The sequence below is a fragment of the Pseudoduganella rivuli genome, from assembly GCF_009674485.1.
In the GTDB taxonomy this organism is placed as follows: Bacteria; Pseudomonadota; Gammaproteobacteria; order Burkholderiales; family Burkholderiaceae_D; genus Rugamonas; species Rugamonas rivuli_B.
The window spans coordinates 198091-216281 of record NZ_WKJJ01000007.1; the positions used below are offsets into that span (position 1 = coordinate 198091).

Sequence of the window (18191 nt, forward strand, 5' to 3'; positions counted from 1 at the left end):
CTCCACCGCTGGTCAGGCAGACTGCCGTGTGGCGTTAAGGAAGTGTTCATTTTCGTGTTCATAGTTGGTGATTTTCGCAATTGCCGGGGCTGAGGGGTTACAACCAGAATGCAATCGTTGCAGAGCGCTTTGCAGGCCGGCGACACCCTACAAAAACAGCCGTACACGAAAGTTGAGGAGATCAAATTGCAAGAATTAAAGAAAACAGCGATTGCCGCAGGCGTGGCGCAAGCCGTGCTGCTGGCCAGCGGCGCCCTGTTCGGGCACGCGGCGTTTGCCGCGGACAATGCCAAGCCTGAAACCAATACCGTTGTCGTGGTGGGCCAGCGCGCCGCGCTGGCGTCGGCCCAGAAGATCAAGCAGGATGCCGATGAAATCGTGGACTCGGTGGTGGCCGACGACATCGGCAAATTGCCGGACAAGTCGGTGACGGAAGTATTGCAACGGATCGCCGGCGTGACCATCGACCGCACGCTGAACCGCGCCGACCCGCAGCAGGGCGTGGGCGACGGCATCAACCACTTTGCCGCCGAGGGTACCGGCGTGTCGATCCGCGGCCTGAGCCTGGTGCGTTCGGAACTCAATGGCCGCGACGCGTTCTCCGCCAACGGCGGCCGTTCGCTGAGCTTTGAAGATGTGCCGCCGGAACTGATGGCAGGCATCGACGTCTACAAGAACCCGTCGGCCGAACAAATCGAGGGCGGCATTGGCGGCCTGGTCAATCTGCGCACGGCGCTGCCGTTCGACCACAAGGGCCGCAAGGTGGCGTTTTCCGTGGAAGCCGCCCGTTCGGTCTTGCGTGGCAAGAATTCGCCCGCGTTCTCCGGCCTGGTGTCGGACCGCTGGGATACGCCGATGGGCCAGTTCGGCGCGCTGCTGGACGTGGCGCACTCGCGCCTGAACACCCGCAGCGACGGCATGCAGGTGAGCCCGTATATCCCGCTCACCAATGCGGTCAAGGGCGATACCAGCGGCAAGCAGTATTGGGTGCCGCCGGGCGGCGGCTGGACCTCGAACAATTTCGAGCGCGACCGCGACGGCCTGTATGGCGCGCTGCAGTGGAAAAAAGATTCGCTGTCGTCCGCGCTGACTTACTTCCGCTCGAAATACAAGATGCATTCGACGGAAAACGCGCTGTTCAGCACCACCAATCCGCTCAGCATCGTGCTCGACCCGGGCGCCACGTTTGACGACAAGGGCGCGCTGCTGATGGGCACCATGCGTGCGCCGAAGGAGCCGGGCATCGGCGTCGGCACCGATTCGCGCGCCGTGGGCCGCGATGCCGACACCCGCGACCTGGCGTGGAACCTGCAATGGCGCGCCAACAGCCAGTGGGTGTTCAAGACCGATGTGCAGCGCACCACAGCCACCACGTCCGGCTGGGACAACACCATCGGCCTGGATGGCTACGCGCCGAAGGAGTCGATGAATCTGGCGACGTCGCCGGCCACCCTGGTGTTCGACGCGCAAGATCGTGCCTTCCTGGGCGATGCGAACAATTACTACTGGAGTTTTGCCCAGGAACACCGCGACCATGCGGTGGCTTCGCAGAACGCGGCGCGCATCGATGCCAAATACACGTTCGAAAATCCGGTGCTGAACGACTTGCGTTTTGGCGTGCGCTTCACGGACCGCAAGGCGGAAACCCGTTCGACGCACGACAGCGAATGGTCGCAAATCACGCAAAGCTGGGCGGTGGGCGACTCGTGGCAGCCGCTGAATTCCTTCGCCTACCTGAAGGACCCGCGCTTCGCCGGCAACAACATGGTGCATGCGTTTAATAATTTCTTTGGCGGCAAAGTTGCCACCCCGCCAAGTGTCGTGGTGCCGGATCCATCCATGGTGGTCGGTACGCCGCCGGAAGCGTTCGCCAAGCTGCATGGTTACACCCAGCTGGTCTGCAAGGCCCCGTGCCCGGACTGGATCAAGTGGAGCCCGGCGCCATACGGCGACGACAAGGGCCTGAACGTGCAGAACGAGCGCACCAAGGCGGCTTACGCCCAACTGCGCTTCGGCTTTGAAGACTTGCCGTATCCGGTCGATGGCAATGTCGGCTTGCGCGTGGTGCGCACCGACATGTCGGCCACCGGGTATACGTTGTTCAGCCCGCCGAATGCGCAGGTGCCGGGCGTGCCGCTCATCGCGGCGCAGTCGGACAAGCAATCATTCGACAACAGCTATACGAATTACCTGCCGAGCCTGAACTTGCGCATGAAGGCAGGCAGCGAACTGCAATTCCGCGCCGCGTTTGCGAAAGGGATGACGCGTCCGGAGTTCTACCAGATGCAGGCGTACACCACGCTGAGCCAGAATGTGCACACGCACCAGGACACGGTCACCAAAACAACCGTGCTGGATTCGGTCGATTACAGCGGCAATGCGCGCGGCAATCCGATGCTGCGGCCAACCCAGTCGAGCAACATCGACTTGAGCGCCGAGTGGTACTTCGGCCGCACCAGCTCGCTGACCATGGCCGTGTTCAACAAGCGTTTGAAGGACATCATTATTGGCCGCACCACGGCCTATACGCTCAATGACAATGCCGGCCAACCGCACGACTTCCTGATCACCGCGCCCGTCAATGGTGCGAAAGGCCGCGCAACCGGTGTGGAAATCGGCTACCAGCAATACTTCGACAGGCTGCCAGGCTGGCTGTCCGGCTTTGGCGTGTCGGGCAACTACACCTACATCGACAGCCGCCTGAACCTTGGCAAGCCGGTCGGCGGCGTCTGGTGTACGCCGAAGGACACCAACGAAGCCAACATGGCGCGCGACCTGGCCGGCTGCGACACCGATGGCCACTTGCTGGGCGGGGTGCCGATGACGGGGTTGTCGAAGAATGCAATGAACTTCGCGCTGCTGTACGACCAGGGGCCATGGTCGGCGCGCGTGGCCTACGGCTGGCGTTCGAAGTACCTGCAGGCGGTCAATGGCTGGGGTACGGCCGGCAACAACGGTGTCGACCTGAACCCGGCCAGCCCGAACAAGGGTGGCGCATATACGGTGAACTATGCGTTACCGACCTGGGGTGGCGCCTACGGCCAGGTGGACATGGGCATGCATTACAAGGTGGATGAAAACTTCACGGTGGCTTTCGAAGCGCAAAACCTGAACAATGCCCTGTACAAGCAATATATGCAGCAGCAGATCGGCCTGAAAGAGCGAGGCTCGTTCTACACCGGCCGCCGCTATACGCTGCAGGCGCGCTACAGTTTCTAAGCGCAGCTGATATATTAAATGCCTGCGCCGGTTCTGATACCGGCGCCATTCAAAGCCATGTCTCCGACATGGCTTTTTTTTTTTTTTTTTTGAGCCGGTTTTATCGGGGATAATTACTGAAACCTTATTAAGCAAGGAATAGAAAAAGGAATAAGTAAAGGCATTGCATCATATCGCTGCCAATTAAATGAATATGAAATTGGACCAGGAAGAGGGCGGCGCAACAGGCGCCCGCTACCAACTGGACTGCCCGCCGCGCCCTGCGGCGCCCGACCGCCCTCCGGCCGGGACTTCGAACCCGGCTGAAACGGGTGCGTAGCCACTTGCACTACCTGCAGAACTAATCGCAATTTTTGCACATTGGTAGAAATTCCCCTATGGGCGTTACCGGTTCCCGCGCCTGCGCAACTAAGCTGGCGCCGTGGGTTAGCTTCCGCTACCCACATCCGGCCCACGCTATCCAAGGCCCATGTCCGGACCGGATATTGCCCGAAATAATAAAAAAGATAGTTAAACGGAGGAGACGTTGAAAATAAAACCATGCACCGCATTAATGTCGGCTGCGCTGTTATTGGCGCCGGTTGCGCACGCGGAAAAATATCAATGGGATACCGTCGCCATCGGCGGTGGTGGTGATGCCACCGGTGTTATTCCAGGCAAGTCCGAACGTAATGTCGTCTATCAGCGCATTGGAGCCGGCGGAGAATACCGGTGGGATGCGCCAAATAAACGCTGCCGCCACGGTTTATTTAATGGGCATCCATATCACGGCCTATGACAGCGGCAACCAGCCGAGGACTTTCCGATAGCAGCGTCAACGGCGGGGCAGAGCGCCACACAGAAGGCGCCTCCCCGCTGCGTAACAAAAAAATATACAGCACGGAGACCATGACTATGAAGCACGACCATACCGCCGCTTACGCACAGCTGGTGAGGTTTGTATGAATACCACCAAGGCCCATCGCATTGCGTTGCTGTTTAACGCCAACAAGAGTTTTGACCGTGAAGTCATCGCCGGCATCGGCGCCTACCTGGGCAGCACCCGCTCGGCCTGGGATTTGTTCCTGGAAGAGGATTTCCGCCTGCGCCTGTCCGGCATCGAGCACTGGCAGGGCGATGGCATCATTGCCGATTTTGACGACCCGGCGGTGGCCGAGGCGCTGTCGCGCTGCAAGGCGCCGGTGGTGGCCGTGGGCGGCTCGTACGCCGACGAAGCGCAGTACCCGCAGGGCGTGCCGTACGTGGCGACCGACAACTACAAGCTGATCAAGCTGGCGCGCGATCATTTGATCGATGTCGGCCTGCACCGCTTTGCCATGTTCAGCCTGCCGCAGGCGCAGGAAAACCGCTGGGCGCAGGAGCGGGAAAACGCCTTTCTCAGCCTGATGCAGGAAGACCAGATGGAAGCGGAGATTTTCCGCGGCTGTGAAACCTGCGCCTCGTCGTGGGACGAATCCGTGCAGGGCCAGATCGACTGGCTGCGCAGCCTGCCGAAGCCCATCGGCATCATTGCCGTCACCGATGCGCGGGCCCGCCAGCTGCTGCAGGCGTGCACCATCGCCGGCGTCGAAGTGCCGGAGCAGGTGGCCATCATCGGCATCGACAACGATCCCATGGTGCGCCTGCTGACCCGCATCCCGCTCAGTTCCGTGATCCAGGGCGCACAGGAAATGGGGCGCACGGCCGCCCATTTGCTGGACCAGATGCTGCACGGCGTGCGCCTGTCCAACACCCGCATCCAGGTGCCGCCGTCCGGCATCAACGTGTTCGCCTCCAGCCAGCACCAGCCGGTCCGGCATCCGCACGTGATGCGGGCGCGGCACTTCATCCGCCAGTACGCATGCCAGGGCATCAAGACCCACCAGGTGGCGGAATATGTGGGCGTGTCGCGTTCATCGCTGGAAGCATACTTCCGCCAGGAACTGGGATGCAGCGTGCACGACGTGATCCTGCGCTTCAAGCTCGATGCCGCCAGGGCCGCGCTGGAAAGCGGCGAGCGCAGTATTGCCGACGTGGCGCTGGGTTGCGGCTTTACGTCGACCCAGTACATGCACCTGGTATTCAAGCGCGAACTGGGTTGCACCCCGCGGGCCTATCGCGACCGCGCGCTGGGCGCGGAACAACCGCTCTGCGCCTAGCCTCTGCGCAGGGCATGGCCGGAGCGATTCGCAAGAATTGTTCCGGCGGCTGGTGATTTTCGTACTTGAAACGCCATGGCGCGGGTCGCAGAATGACGTGGTGCTCATCCTGCTCGCGCAAGCCCGGCCTTTAATAATGACAAATCTATTTCCCTCCGCCCCGGCGGCGTCGGACCAATACCGCTTGTTCACGCTCAGGAATGCCTGCGACATGACGGTCACCATCAGCGAACGGGGCGCCACGCTGCGTTCATGGCGCGCGCCCGACCGTTATGGCCGCATGGCCGACGTGGTCCATGCCGGCGCGGATGGGGCATCGGTGGTGGCGCCGCCCGCGCTGTGGCAGGGCCGGCATGCCGGCGGCGGCGTCGCGCTGCAACTGAAGGTGCCTGGCGGCGCGGCGGACTTGCGGGCCAGTTACCGGCTCGACGACGATGGCTGCCTGACGATCGCCTACGACGTGCAGGCGCGCCTGCCGACGCTGGTCGAGCTGCAAACCCATCCGAGTTTCAACCTCAATGGCGGCATTGCCGGCATCGGCGATCACATGCTGCAAATCGACGCCGACTATTACGTGGAGGTCGATGCCGGCGGCAACCCGATCGGCGTGGCGGCGGTGGGGGGCACGCCGTTTGATTTCCGGCAGCCGGCGCCGATCGGCGCACGGCTGCGCTGGCCCGATGGCCAGATCAGCCAGGCCGGCGGGTTCGACCACTGCTTTTATGTCGGCAACCATTTTTCCGGCGGGCAGGGGCCTTTGCGTGAAGTGGCGCGGGTATTCGACCCGGGTTCGGGGCGCCGCCTGCAAATGTGCACCACCGAGGCGGCGCTGCAATTTTGCGCCGCCGGCAGTACGGGCGCGGGCCCGTGGCGCCACGACGGCTTTTGCCTGGAGGCGAATGCCCGTCCTGAACTGGTCAATGCCGCCTGGCCTCGCCTGGTGCTGCATCCGGGGCAGGCCTACCGCCAGACCACCGCGTACCGCCTGTCGCTGCAGGCTTGATCTTTTTCATTCGCGGTATTGGCGGTTTTGACTATTGCCGCGCTCCTTCCCCACTCGCAAAATGCAATGCGATAGCTGGCAAGGAGGCAGGCATGAGCAAGGCATACAAACGGATGGTGGTGGTGGGCGGCGGCGCGGCCGGCTGGATGACGGCCACCGCGCTGGCGACGGCGTTTCCCGGCAGTTCGGTGGAACTGGTGGAGTCGGAGGAAATCGGCATCATCGGCGTGGGCGAAGCGACGTTTCCATCGATACGCAATTTGCACAAGCTGCTGGACATCGACGAAGCGGACTTCCTGCGCGCCACCAATGGCACCTATAAACTGGGCATCGAGTTTTGCAACTGGCGCGCGCACGGCGAGCGCTATTTCCACACCTTTGGCGATTTCGGCGCGCTGAGTGGCCCGCTGGCGGTCTGGGGCCAGCACCGCCGCGTGGCCGATCCCGCGCTGGGCCCGCTGGGTGACCAGTGCCTGCCCAGCATGATGGCCAGCCAGGGACGCTTCCAGCTGCCGTCGGACCAGGCCAACGCCTTCAATTACGCTTACCACTTCGACGCGGTGCTGTATGCGGGATTCCTGCGCACGCTGGCGCTGAAGCGCGGCGCGCGCCGCACCGAAGGGCGCATCGTCGACGTGGCGCGGCGCGCCGATGGCGGCGTCGCCCGGCTGAAGCTGGCCGATGGCCGCACCATCGACGGCGACCTGTTCATCGATTGCTCTGGTTTTGCGTCGCTGCTGCTGGGACGTACGCTGGAAGAACCGTTCGTGGATTTCAGCCACTGGCTGCCGGTGGACCGCGCGTGGGCCTGTCCGGCCGAGCGCACCGGTACGGCGCTGGCGCCGTACACCCGCGCCACCGCGCTGGAAGCCGGCTGGGCCTGGCGCATCCCGCTCAGCAACCGCACCGGCCATGGCCACGTGTTTGCCAGCCGTTATATCGATGAAGAGCGCGCACGCGACCAATTGCTGGCACAGATGGACGGCGAACCGCTGGCCGAGCCGCGCCTGCTGCGCTTCACCACCGGCCACCGCGAGCGCTTCTGGGTACACAACGTGGTGGCGCTGGGCTTGTCGTCGGGCTTCCTGGAGCCGCTGGAATCGACCAGTATTTTTCTGGTGCAAAGCGGCCTGGGGCGGCTGATCGAATTGCTGCAACCCGGCCCCGCGCCAACGGCGCAGATGGTATCGGCCTATAACACCAGCATGGCGCGCCAGTTTGCCCGCATCCGCGACTTCATCCTGCTGCACTATTGCCTGACCGCGCGCCGCGACAGCAAGCTGTGGCGCGCGATGTCCACCATGGAATTGCCGGAAACCCTGGCGTTCAAGATCCACGCCTGGCGCCAGGCGGGCGTACTGCACCAGTACGACGAGGAAGGCTTCGACGCCACCAGCTGGCTGGCGATCCATGCCGGCATGGACCATTGGCCGGACCGGGCCGACCCGTCGCTGCGCGACATGCCGCCCGACACCGCATTGCGGGGCTTGCACCTGCGCCGCGACCAGATCGCCTCGACGGTGGCCGCCATGCCCACCCATGACGATTTCCTGCGCGGCGTGCTGGCGCGGCGCGGCTTGAATAATTAAAGGATACCTATGCAACGGAGACAGTTACTGAAACACATGGGGGCCGCGATTCCCGCGGCCGCGCTGGCCAGGGCCGGGCGCGCCGCCGACCTGCTGACGCCGGCCGGTGGCGCGTCGATTGCGCCCGGCCCGTTCACGCCCGACTGGGAATCGCTGGAAAAGTACCAGACGCCGGACTGGTTCCGCAACGCCAAATTCGGCATCTGGGCGCACTGGGGACCGCAATGCGAACCGGAATTCGGCGACTGGTACGGCCACTTCATGTACCGGGAAGAGAGCGATACCTACCGCTACCACGTGCAGAAGTACGGCCACCCGTCCAAGGTCGGCTTCAAGGACATCATCCCCCGCTGGAAGGCGGAGCAGTGGGACCCGGACAGCCTGCTGGCGCTGTACAAGCAGGCCGGCGCGCGCTACTTCATGGCCCTGGCCAACCACCATGACAACTTCGACCTGTACAACAGCCGCTTCCAGCCCGAATGGAATTCCATGCGGCTTGGTCCGCGCAGGGACTTGATCGGCGGCTGGAGCCGCGCCGCCCGCGCCCACGGCCTGCGTTTCGGCGTGAGCGTGCATGCGGCGCACGCGTGGAGCTGGTACGAGATGGCGCAGGGCGCCGACAAGAGCGGCCCCTATGCGGGCATTCCCTACGACGGCAACCTGGCCACGGCGGACGGCAAGGGCGCCTGGTGGGAAGGGCTCGATGTGCAAGCGCTGTATGCGCAGCGCCACGCGGTCAGCAAGGGCGATGCCGAAGGCGGCGTGGTCAACGAGCACTGGCACTGGCGCGGTGGCGCGTCCATTCCCGACCAGGCTTACTGCGACAAGTTCTTTGCCCGCACCCGCGACCTGATCGATTCTTACGATCCGGATATCGTGTACTACGACGATACCGTGCTGCCGCTCTGGCCGTTCAGCGACGCCGGCCTGCGCCTGGCGGCGCACCAGTACAACCGCAGCATCGCCACCCGCGGCAAGCTGGACGCGGTCGTCACCGGCAAGATCCTGAATCCGCAGCAGCGCCGCAGCCTCGTGCTGGACATCGAACGGGGGCAAAGCAACCAGATTGAGCCGCTGCCATGGCAAACCTGCACCTGCATCGGCAACTGGCATTACGACCGCAGGATCTACGACAACAATGGCTACAAGAGTGCGCAAACCGTGGTGCACACGCTGATCGACGTGGTCAGCAAGAACGGCAACCTGCTGCTGAGCGTGCCGGTGCGCGGCAACGGCAGCATCGATGAAAAGGAGCGCGCGATCGTCGAGGAAATCGGGCGCTGGATGGCGCGCAACAGCGAAGGCATCTACGATACCCGCCCATGGGCGGTATTCGGCGAAGGGCCCGTCATGGAGGAAGCACCGGCCGTGTCGGGCGCCGGCTTCAATGAAGGCAAGACCAAGCCGTTTAGCGCGGCCGACATCCGGTTCACCACCAAGGGCGAGGCGGTCTACGCATTCGTCATGGGCTGGCCCGGCAACGGCAAGGTGACGATCGCGTCGATGCGCAGCGGCGGCCCGCACCTCCCCAGGCGCGTCTCGCGCGTCGAGCTGCTCGGCTCGGGCCGCAAGCTGGACTTCCGCCAGACCGCGCAGGGCCTGGTGGTAAATTTGCCGGCCGAGAAACCCGCGCTGCACTTTGCCAACGCGCTGAAAATTACCTGACATCGGCACGGTTGGCGTGGGCGACGCGACATGCCCAAGCCCGGCAATCCGCTGACCGGCCAGATGCCCGGGCGCCGGCAGTCCCTCGACCCTCTCAGGTCTGACTGATTTCATGTTCCGCATTGCACGTTTTCGCAATTGTGCAATGCGGGCAGGAAAACCACAATCCATATGACCCGCGGCGCTCCGCCGTGGCGTACGTTGACGCAATGTGGATAGTGGAATATGGACAGACGAACGGAAGTAACCGGTGCGGCGACCATGCGCAAGGTGGCGAGCCTGGCCGGCGTGTCGGTGGCGACCGTCTCGCGCTTCCTGAATGGCACCGCGCGTGTTTCCGACGCCAAGCGCACGACGCTGGAAAACGTCATCGGCCGGCTGAATTTCAAACCCAACATGCTGGCGCAGGGCCTCAAGATGGGCAGTTCGCGCACCATCGGCGTGCTGACGCCGCCGCTCGGCAGCGACTACCGCAACGACATGCTGAACGGTATCGACCAGGCCATGAGCGCGGCCGGCTATGCGCCGCTGATCGTGTCGGGCCACCGGCATGCGGACGATGAAGTCGAGCGCATCGAACTGCTGATTGCGCGCCGTGTTGACGGCTTGGTGATTTTGACGGACAAGTTGCCCGACCAGCAGATCCTGGGTTTTTCCGCACGGGTGCCGATTGTCGCGTTTGGGCGGGAATTAAACGGCGCCAATGCGTTTGGCTTTGGTCTCGACAACTACCAGGCCGCCTGCGAGTTGGCCGAATACCTGATTTGCCTGGGGCACCGTTCCATCGCCTTTATTGCCGGCCCCGGCCAGGCCGATGCCGCCGCGCGCCTGGCCGGCTATCTTGACACGCTGGCGCGGCATGGCATCGACGCCGATCCCGGCCTGATCGTGCCGGGCGACTGGACCGAAGCAGGCGGCGTGCTGGCGGTGAGCCGGTTGCTCGAATCGGGCCGGCGCTTCAGCGCCATTTTCGCCGCCAATGACCTGGCTGCCTACGGCGCACGGCTGGCGCTGTACCGCCGCAGCATCCGCGTGCCGGAAGACATTTCCATCGTCGGCTTCGACGATCTGCACAGCTCGATGTATGCGACACCGCCACTGACCACGGTGCATCAGCCGCTGTGCGAAGCGGGGCGGCGGATCGGCGAAGCGCTGCTGATGCTGATCGATGGCAAGCCGTGCCGCATCGACATTCCCCCGATGCACTTGGTGGTGCGCGAGTCGGTGCGGCGCATATGAGCATGCGCACCTGTTCAATTTTCTTCCCAACTTGGTCATTTTTACGATTGCCCTGCCCGGGTGCTGCCAGCACAATGGCACTGTCGCGGCGCTACACCAGCGTCATCCGGTGCAACCGATCCAGGGTTTTCCATGTCTCCACGCTTGAAATTTTTCGCCACCTTACTGCTGGCCGCTTGCGCGGGCGCCGCGCAGGCTGCCGATAAAGGCGATATCGTTCTGTACGGCGGCAAGACGCTGCCGCCTTGGCACGTGACGGTGTCGGGATTCGAAGGCCCCGGCCAAGTCCTGAAAGGGAAGGCGCTGACGTTGCCGAAGCCCGCCAACTCGCAGGTTCCGGACGGCAGGGTAGGGGCCAGTATTGGAAAAACCGCCGGCCGGCCCGGTGCGCTCACCTTGCAATGGAAAGATGCGTGGTATGCCAGCCTGGGTTTCGACGGTGGCGCGCCATTGGACTTGCGCTCCTACACGGCGGGCGGCACGCTGGAATTCGACGTCAATGTGGCCGACCTGGCCAATGGCGGCATGTACTTCACGATGCGCTGCGGGCCGGATTGCAACCGCAAGGTAGCCTACGTGCTGCCGGGCCGTGCGCTGCAAGGGAAGGGCTGGCGGCACCTGTCGTTCGCGCTGTCCTGCTTCGCCCGCGCCGAAGACGACTTCAGCAAGGTGCCGGCGCCGTTCGTGCTGGAAGCCAATGGCAGCGGCGACGTGGCGCTGGCCAATATCAAGTTCGTCAAACGGGGCAAGCCCAATGAGGCATGCCCGGATTACCGCACCGAATCCGTGACGCCGGCGCCGCTGGGGCACGCGTGGGCGCTGGGCAGGTGGGAAGCGCGCCACGAGAAAAAACTCGCGGAAAACCGCCAGCTGATAGCGGCCGGCAAACAGCCGCAGCTGGTGTTTATCGGCGACTCCATTACCGAAGGCTGGGAAAACGCGGGCTTGCCGGTGTGGCAGCGCCATTACGCGCCATACAACGCGGTGGCGCTGGGCTTTGGCGGCGACCACACGGAAAACGTGCTGTGGCGCCTGCGCCATGGCGAAGTCGACGGCCTCGCGCCGAAGGCCGTGGTGCTGATGATCGGCACCAACAACAGTGGCGACCGCCAGGACGAACCCCAGGCCACGGCGGCCGGAGTCAAGGCCATCATCGATGAATTGCGGGCGCGCCTGCCGCAGGCGAAAATCCTGCTGCTGGCGGTCTTCCCGCGCGAGGAACAGCCGTCGGCTTTCCTGCGCCGACTCAATACACGCGTGAACGGGCTGATCGCCGGCTATGCGGATGGCAAGCATGTGTTCTTCGCCGACATCAACGCCGCCTTGCTGAACCCGGACGGCACATTGTCGCGCGACGTGATGCCGGACTTGCTGCACCCCGCCACCAGGGGCTATGAAATCTGGGCCGACAGTATCGCGCCCACACTGCAAAAACTGTTATCGGAGTAACACCTATATGAAGCAAACGATCCGCAGGCTGGCGCGTCCAGCCATGTGGCTGGCCGCGGCATGGGCTGTCGCCGCCACGCCCTGCGCATGGGCCGATGAAGCGCCCGCCGCGGCGCCGTGCGCGACGACGGCCGCGGCGCGCAGCGTCGATTACCCGTGGATGTCGATCGGGCGCTGGCAACAGTTTTATCTCGACCACGCCGCGCGCGCCGCGCAAGGCAATATCGACGTGATGTTTGTCGGCGACTCGATCACGGAAATGTGGCCGAAACCCGTATGGGACGCGACTTTCGGGCGTTTCAAACCCGCCAACTTCGGCATCGGCGGCGACCATACCGGCAACCTGCTGTGGCGCCTGCAAACCCCCGCGATCGCCGCGCTCACACCCAAACTGGTGGTGCTGCTGATCGGCGTGAACAACCTCAACCTGTGCGGCGAGTCGCCGGAGCAGGTGTTCGGCGGCATCCGCGCGGTGGTGGGCAAACTGCGCCAGCAGTATCCGGCCGCGCGCATCCTGCTCAATGCCGTGTTGCCGGCCGGCGAGCTGCCGGATTCCGCCGTGCGCCGGCGCGTCACGGCGCTCAACGCGATGGTCGCCACGCTGGGCGACAACCAGGCTGTGTTTTTCCATGACTATGGCGCGCGCTTCGTCGGCGCCGACGGCCGGCTGTCGGCCCAGTTGCAACCGGACTTCCTGCACCTGTCGGAGCAGGGCTACAGGCTCTGGGCCGAGGGGCTGGGTCCCGATATCGCCCGCTTGCTGAAATAGATTGCGTACCATCGTTAACGCAGCCAGGTAACTGGCTTAACCGAAAACCAGAGAATATGAAGCAAATTGCAAAAAAAATCAGCCTGTCGTCCATCGCCGTTGCCGTGGCCATCTGCTGCGGACATGCGCTGGCCGCCGAATCCGGTACCGGCCAGCCGTGGATGAATGCGCGCCTGGGGGCGGGGGAGCGCGCCAGCCTGGCGCTCCAGGCCATGACCCTGGATGAAAAGCTGAAGCTGGTTTTCGGTTACATGGGCGCCGACGTCGAACATAAGAAATTCACCCGCCTGCCGGAGGCCCACAAGCAATCGGCCGGACTCATTTACGGTGTGCCGCGCCTGGGCATCCCCAACCTGTGGCAGGCCGACGCCGGCCTGGGCGTGGCCAGCCAGGCCGGCCCGGACGTGCGGACCGGCACGGCGCTGCCATCCGGCATGAACACGGCGGCCACCTGGGACCTGCAAACCGCCTATGCGGGCGGCGCCATGATCGGCGCCGAGGCGCGCGGCTACGGCTTCAATGTGTTGCTGGCCGGCGGCGTCAACCTGATGCGCGAGCCGCGCAACGGCCGCAATTTCGAGTATGGCGGCGAAGATCCGCTGCTGGCCGGCAAGATCGTGGGCGCGCAAATCCGCGGCATCCAGTCGAACCGCGTGATTTCCACGTTGAAGCATTTCGCTTTCAACGACCAGGAAACCGGCCGCACCACGCTCAACGTGAAGATCGACGACCGCGCGGCGCGCATGTCGGACTTGCTGGCCTTGCAGATCGCGAACGAAGAGGGCAAGCCCGGGGCGGTCATGTGTTCGTATAACCGCGTCAATGGCGCGTACGCCTGTGAAAACAATTACCTGCTCAACGAAGTATTGAAACAGGACTGGCGCTTCAACGGCTGGGTGATGTCGGACTGGGGCGCGACCCACAGCACGATCCCGGCCGCCAACGCGGGCCTGGACCAGCAATCGGGCTTCCCGTTCGACCATGCCGACTATTTTGCCGCGCCGCTGAAGGAAGCGGTATTGAACGGCTGGGTGCCGCCGGCCCGCCTTGACGACATGGCGCGTCGCGTGCTGTATGCGATGTTTGAACACGGCGTGGTGGACCAGCCCGTGGCGCCGGCGCCGGAAAAAATCGACTTCAAGGCCAACGCGGCGGTGTCGATGAAGGATGCGCAGGAAGGCATGGTGCTGTTGAAAAACCATGGCGACATCCTGCCGCTGAAGAAGGACGCCAGGCGCGTGGTGGTGATCGGTGGCTACGCCGACAAGGGCGTGCTGGCCGGCGGCGGATCGTCGCTGGTGTATCCGGCCGGCGGCAATGCGGTGCCGGGACTGGAGCCGAAGGTCTGGCCTGGTCCGGTGATGGTGTACCCGTCGCCGCCGCTGAAAGCCATCCAGCAGCGCTTGCCGAAGGCGACCGTGGTGTACCACGACGGCGCCGACAAGGCGGCCGCCGCCAAACTCGCGCGCGAGGCCGACGTGGTACTGGTGTTCGCCACCCAGTGGACGGCGGAAGCCATGGACGTGCCGACCCTGGCGCTGCCAAATAAACAGGACGAATTGATTGCCGCGGTGGCGGCCGCCAACGGCAAGACCGTGGTGGTGCTGGAAACCGGCGGCCCGGTGACCATGCCATGGCTGCCGAAAGTGCCGGCGGTGCTGGAAGCGTGGTACCCGGGCACCAGCGGCGGCGAAGCGATCGCCAGCGTGCTGTTTGGCGAAGTGAACCCGTCCGGCCACTTGCCGGCCACGTTCCCCGCCTCCGAGTCGCAATTGCCGCGTCCCGCGCTGGACGGCTACCCGGAAGTGGCGGACCGGCGCTTCGACGTCGATTACCACGAGGGCGCGGCGGTCGGCTATAAATGGTTCGATTTGAAAGGGCACAAGCCGCTGTTCCCGTTCGGCCATGGCTTGTCATACACGCAATTCAAGCTGGAAGACTTGAAGGCCGGCGTCAGGGACGGCGTGCTCCACGCCAGTTTCACCGTCAGGAACACCGGCAAGGTGGCGGGCAAGGAAGTGGCGCAAGTCTATGTCGCGCCGCTCAATACGCGCTGGGAAGCACCGAAGCGCCTTGCCGGCTTCCAGAAGGTCGATGTGAAGCCGGGCGCCAGCGCCACGGCCGCCGTGACGGTCGATCCGCGCCTGCTGGCCGATTACGACGCCGCCAGCAAGACGTGGAAAGTCGCGCCGGGCGATTACCGGGTGATCCTGGCGGCCGACGCGGGCGGCAGCCAGGCGGCCAGCACGGTGGTGCACCTGGAAGCAGCCACGTATGACGTGAACGGCAAGCCGCTGTCGCGCTAACACCGGCCGCGAATGGGCGGGGGCGCCAGCGGGCGCCCCTTGTGTGCCGTTGCGGCATTTTTTTTGCACCAATATGAAACCGATTTCATGAAAAAGTGTGGCGCAATAACTACGAAATCAATGTCTTTTCATGCAACATGCCTTTGTCTATAAGGCTTTATGCGGATGTGGCCACGAAAGGCCAACAAAAAAGCTGTTGAGCGCTTGTACACGATTCATGAAACCGATATCATGAATTCACAAACAAAAGCCACCAAGGCGCACCTGACAATCAAGGTTGTCAAGGATGACAAGAATTATAAGGAGGAGACGATGAGTATGAAACCGATGTGCATGGCGTTGGCCGCAGTGCTGGGTCTGGCGGGCGCGGCCGGATCGGCCCGGGCGGAAACCTACCAGTGGGACGCGGTGGCGATGGGCGGCGGCGGCTTTGTGTCCGGCGTGGTGCCCAGCAAATCCGAGCGTGGTGTGGTGTATGCGCGCACGGACGTTGGCGGCGCCTACCGCTGGGACCAGAATCGCGCGCGCTGGCTCGCGCTGACGGACTGGCTGCCGGAGGGCCGCGACGGCTTGATGGGCGTGGAATCGCTGGCGGTCGATCCCAACAATGCCGCCAATGTCTACCTGATGACCGGCACCAGCTATTTTAATAGCGGCAAGAGCGCCATCCTGCGCTCCAGCGACTACGGCCGCAGTTTCAACATCGTCGACATCACGTCGCAATTCAAGGTGCACGGCAACGGCATGGGCCGCCAGAATGGCGAAAAGCTGCAAGTCGACCCGGGCGACAGCAATGTGCTGTACGCGGGCACCCGCCGCGACGGTTTGTTCAAGAGCACGGACGCGGGCGCAACCTGGAACCGCGTGGCCGCGTTCCCCGTGACGTCCACCCCGAACGACAATGGCGTCAGCTTCGTGCTGCTGGACCCTGCCAGTGTCGATGGCGGCCCGGCCCAGCGCATCTTCGTCGGTGTGTCGCGGCTCGATTCCGCCGGCGCCAACCTGTATTTCAGCTATGACGGCGGCGAGACTTTCGAGCCGGTCGAAGGCGGTCCCGCCGGCCTGATGCCGCAGCGCGCCGCATTGTCGCCCGAAGGCAAGCTTTACATTACCTACGCCAACGGCGCAGGTCCCCATCCCACCGCACTGGAAGCCATGAACCGTGGCCAGGTGTGGGAATACGACGCGGTCGGCGGCAACTGGACCAACATCACGCCGGCCGGCATGAACGGGCCGTTTGGCGGCATCAGCATCGACCCGGCCGATCCGCTGCACCTGGTGGCGTCCACCACCAATGTCTGGTACCCGCAAGGCAATTCCTATGGCGATCAGATTTATACGTCGCGCAATGCCGGCCGCAGCTGGACCAACGTGGTGGCGCGCGGTTTCGCGGTGGACCCGAAAGGCGCCGGCTGGATCAATGGTGAATCGATCCACTGGGCCGGTGCGGTGGAATTCGATCCGTTCGACACGAAATCGGCGTGGGTCATTTCCGGCAACGGCCTGTTCCGCACCGCCAATCTCGATGCGCAGACCACCACGTGGGGCTTCGACGTGGCCGGCATCGAGGAAACCGTGCCGTTTGCGGCCGTCAGCCTGCCCAACGGCCCGCTGGTGTCAGTGATCGGCGATTTCGATGGCTTCTCGCAGTCCGATCCGGCGCACTACGGCGTACGCCATAGCCCGCACATGGGCACCACCACCGGCCTGGCCGCCAGCGCCGATGGCCGCGTCCTGGCGCGGGTCGGCAATGCGCTCCAGTATTCCACCAACAGCGGCGCCAGCTGGACCACGGCCGCCGCCGTCAACGGTAACTTCGGCAAGGTAGCGCTATCGGCCGACGGCCAGGTCTTGCTGCACACGCCGTCAGGCTCGAGCGCGACGTACCGCTCCGTCAACTATGGCGCGAGCTGGAGCACGGTGGCGGGCCTGGGCGTGGCCGATGCGCAACCGGTGGCGGACGCCGTCAATCCGTTGCGCTTTTATGTCTATGACAACGTGAATGGCCGCATGCTGGTCAGCAACGATGGCGGCGCGTCGTTCAGTGCGCAGGGTGCGCTGGCGGCGGGCGGCTCGAAACTCGTGGCCGCCACGCCGGGCGTGGAGGGCGACGTCTGGGCCTGCCTGTCGGGCGGCGGCCTGGTGCATACGACCGACGCCGGTGTCACGTTCGGCAAGATCGGCAACGTCGCCACGTGCAGCGCGATCGGCCTCGGCAAAGCCGCGCCTGGGACGACCTATCCGACACTGTACATATGGGGCACGGTGGGTGGCGTGCGCGGCGTGCTGCGCTCCACCGACAAGGGCGCCAGCTGGGTGCGCGTCAACGATGACGCCCACCAGTTCGGCGGTCCGGGCAACGCCCAGTTCATTACGGGCGACATGAACACGTACGGCACCGTCTACATGAGTTCGGTGGGGCGGGGCATGGTGTATGGCGCCACCGCGGGCGATGGCGGCGACGTGATCGTGGCCGCGGTCGACTCCAGCGTCATCACCACGCCGCCGGCGCCCGTCAACAAGTGCGAATACGTGATCACCGCGTCCTGGCCGGGGGGCCACATTGCGGATCTGCGCATCACCAACAACCGCACCTCCGTCATCCAGGGCTGGACCGTCAGCTGGACGTACAGCGACAACTCGACCGTGACGGGGTGGTGGAATGCCGGCGTGACGGGCGCGTCGCCGACCTTTACCGCCACCGCCACCGAGAGCTGGAATACCAACATCTGGCCCGGCAACACGGTGTCGTTCGGCATGGTTGTCAGCGGCGAATCCATCCCCGCCATTTCCGGCGACGTTTGCAAGTGAACA

11 protein-coding genes are annotated in these 18191 nt (G+C 64.1%); all 11 read left to right on the forward strand.

Translation table 11 applies throughout. The annotated features are described in order from the left end of the window. Positions 1-186: 186 nt before the first annotated feature. The 11 genes from GJ700_RS13110 (at position 187) to GJ700_RS13160 (ending at position 18188) form a co-directional block, all read left to right on the forward strand. On the forward strand, positions 187-3219 hold the full coding sequence (locus GJ700_RS13110; RefSeq protein ID WP_154374400.1) for a TonB-dependent receptor: 3033 nt from the start codon (positions 187-189) through the stop codon (positions 3217-3219). A 526-nt stretch (positions 3220-3745) separates the two neighbouring features. Further along, on the forward strand, positions 3746-3997 hold the full coding sequence (locus GJ700_RS13115; RefSeq protein WP_154374402.1) for a hypothetical protein: 252 nt from the start codon (positions 3746-3748) through the stop codon (positions 3995-3997). 163 nt (positions 3998-4160) lie between these two features. After that, positions 4161-5357: a XylR family transcriptional regulator gene (locus GJ700_RS13120; RefSeq protein ID WP_154374404.1), complete on the forward strand. Its 1197-nt coding sequence runs from the start codon at positions 4161-4163 to the stop codon at positions 5355-5357. 211 nt (positions 5358-5568) lie between these two features. Next, positions 5569-6360: an aldose epimerase family protein gene (locus GJ700_RS13125; RefSeq protein WP_229506977.1), complete on the forward strand. Its 792-nt coding sequence runs from the start codon at positions 5569-5571 to the stop codon at positions 6358-6360. A 92-nt stretch (positions 6361-6452) separates the two neighbouring features. After that, positions 6453-7949, forward strand: a complete 1497-nt coding sequence (locus GJ700_RS13130) for a tryptophan halogenase family protein (protein WP_154374414.1) — start codon at positions 6453-6455, stop codon at positions 7947-7949. Positions 7950-7958: 9 nt separating this feature from the next. Then, positions 7959-9614: an alpha-L-fucosidase gene (locus tag GJ700_RS13135; protein ID WP_154374416.1), complete on the forward strand. Its 1656-nt coding sequence runs from the start codon at positions 7959-7961 to the stop codon at positions 9612-9614. A 225-nt stretch (positions 9615-9839) separates the two neighbouring features. Further along, entirely contained in the window at positions 9840-10853 is a 1014-nt protein-coding gene (locus tag GJ700_RS13140; protein WP_229506978.1) for a LacI family DNA-binding transcriptional regulator, read from the forward strand. 132 nt (positions 10854-10985) lie between these two features. Further along, positions 10986-12302: a GDSL-type esterase/lipase family protein gene (locus GJ700_RS13145; RefSeq protein ID WP_154374418.1), complete on the forward strand. Its 1317-nt coding sequence runs from the start codon at positions 10986-10988 to the stop codon at positions 12300-12302. 7 nt (positions 12303-12309) lie between these two features. Continuing rightward, positions 12310-13071 carry a GDSL-type esterase/lipase family protein gene (locus GJ700_RS13150; protein WP_195763887.1) on the forward strand — a complete coding sequence of 254 codons (762 nt, stop codon included), beginning with the start codon at positions 12310-12312 and terminating at the stop codon, positions 13069-13071. A 56-nt stretch (positions 13072-13127) separates the two neighbouring features. Then, positions 13128-15377, forward strand: a complete 2250-nt coding sequence (locus GJ700_RS13155; RefSeq protein ID WP_154374422.1) for a beta-glucosidase — start codon at positions 13128-13130, stop codon at positions 15375-15377. Positions 15378-15689: 312 nt separating this feature from the next. Further along, positions 15690-18188 (forward strand): cellulose binding domain-containing protein, encoded by a 2499-nt coding sequence (locus tag GJ700_RS13160; RefSeq protein WP_195763888.1) that lies wholly within the window; start codon positions 15690-15692, stop codon positions 18186-18188. Positions 18189-18191: the final 3 nt, after the last annotated feature.

What these genes read in the sequence shown, in the direction of transcription:
- GJ700_RS13120 (WP_154374404.1), top strand. Translation starts at nt 4,161, where the DNA reads ATGAATACCACCAAGGCCCATCGCATTGCGTTGCTGTTTAACGCCAAC.
- GJ700_RS13125 (WP_229506977.1), top strand. Translation starts at nt 5,569, where the DNA reads ATGACGGTCACCATCAGCGAACGGGGCGCCACGCTGCGTTCATGGCGC.
- GJ700_RS13130 (WP_154374414.1), top strand. Translation starts at nt 6,453, where the DNA reads ATGAGCAAGGCATACAAACGGATGGTGGTGGTGGGCGGCGGCGCGGCC.
- GJ700_RS13135 (WP_154374416.1), top strand. Translation starts at nt 7,959, where the DNA reads ATGCAACGGAGACAGTTACTGAAACACATGGGGGCCGCGATTCCCGCG.
- GJ700_RS13140 (WP_229506978.1), top strand. Translation starts at nt 9,840, where the DNA reads ATGGACAGACGAACGGAAGTAACCGGTGCGGCGACCATGCGCAAGGTG.
- GJ700_RS13145 (WP_154374418.1), top strand. Translation starts at nt 10,986, where the DNA reads ATGTCTCCACGCTTGAAATTTTTCGCCACCTTACTGCTGGCCGCTTGC.
- GJ700_RS13150 (WP_195763887.1), top strand. Translation starts at nt 12,310, where the DNA reads ATGAAGCAAACGATCCGCAGGCTGGCGCGTCCAGCCATGTGGCTGGCC.
- GJ700_RS13155 (WP_154374422.1), top strand. Translation starts at nt 13,128, where the DNA reads ATGAAGCAAATTGCAAAAAAAATCAGCCTGTCGTCCATCGCCGTTGCC.
- GJ700_RS13160 (WP_195763888.1), top strand. Translation starts at nt 15,690, where the DNA reads ATGAGTATGAAACCGATGTGCATGGCGTTGGCCGCAGTGCTGGGTCTG.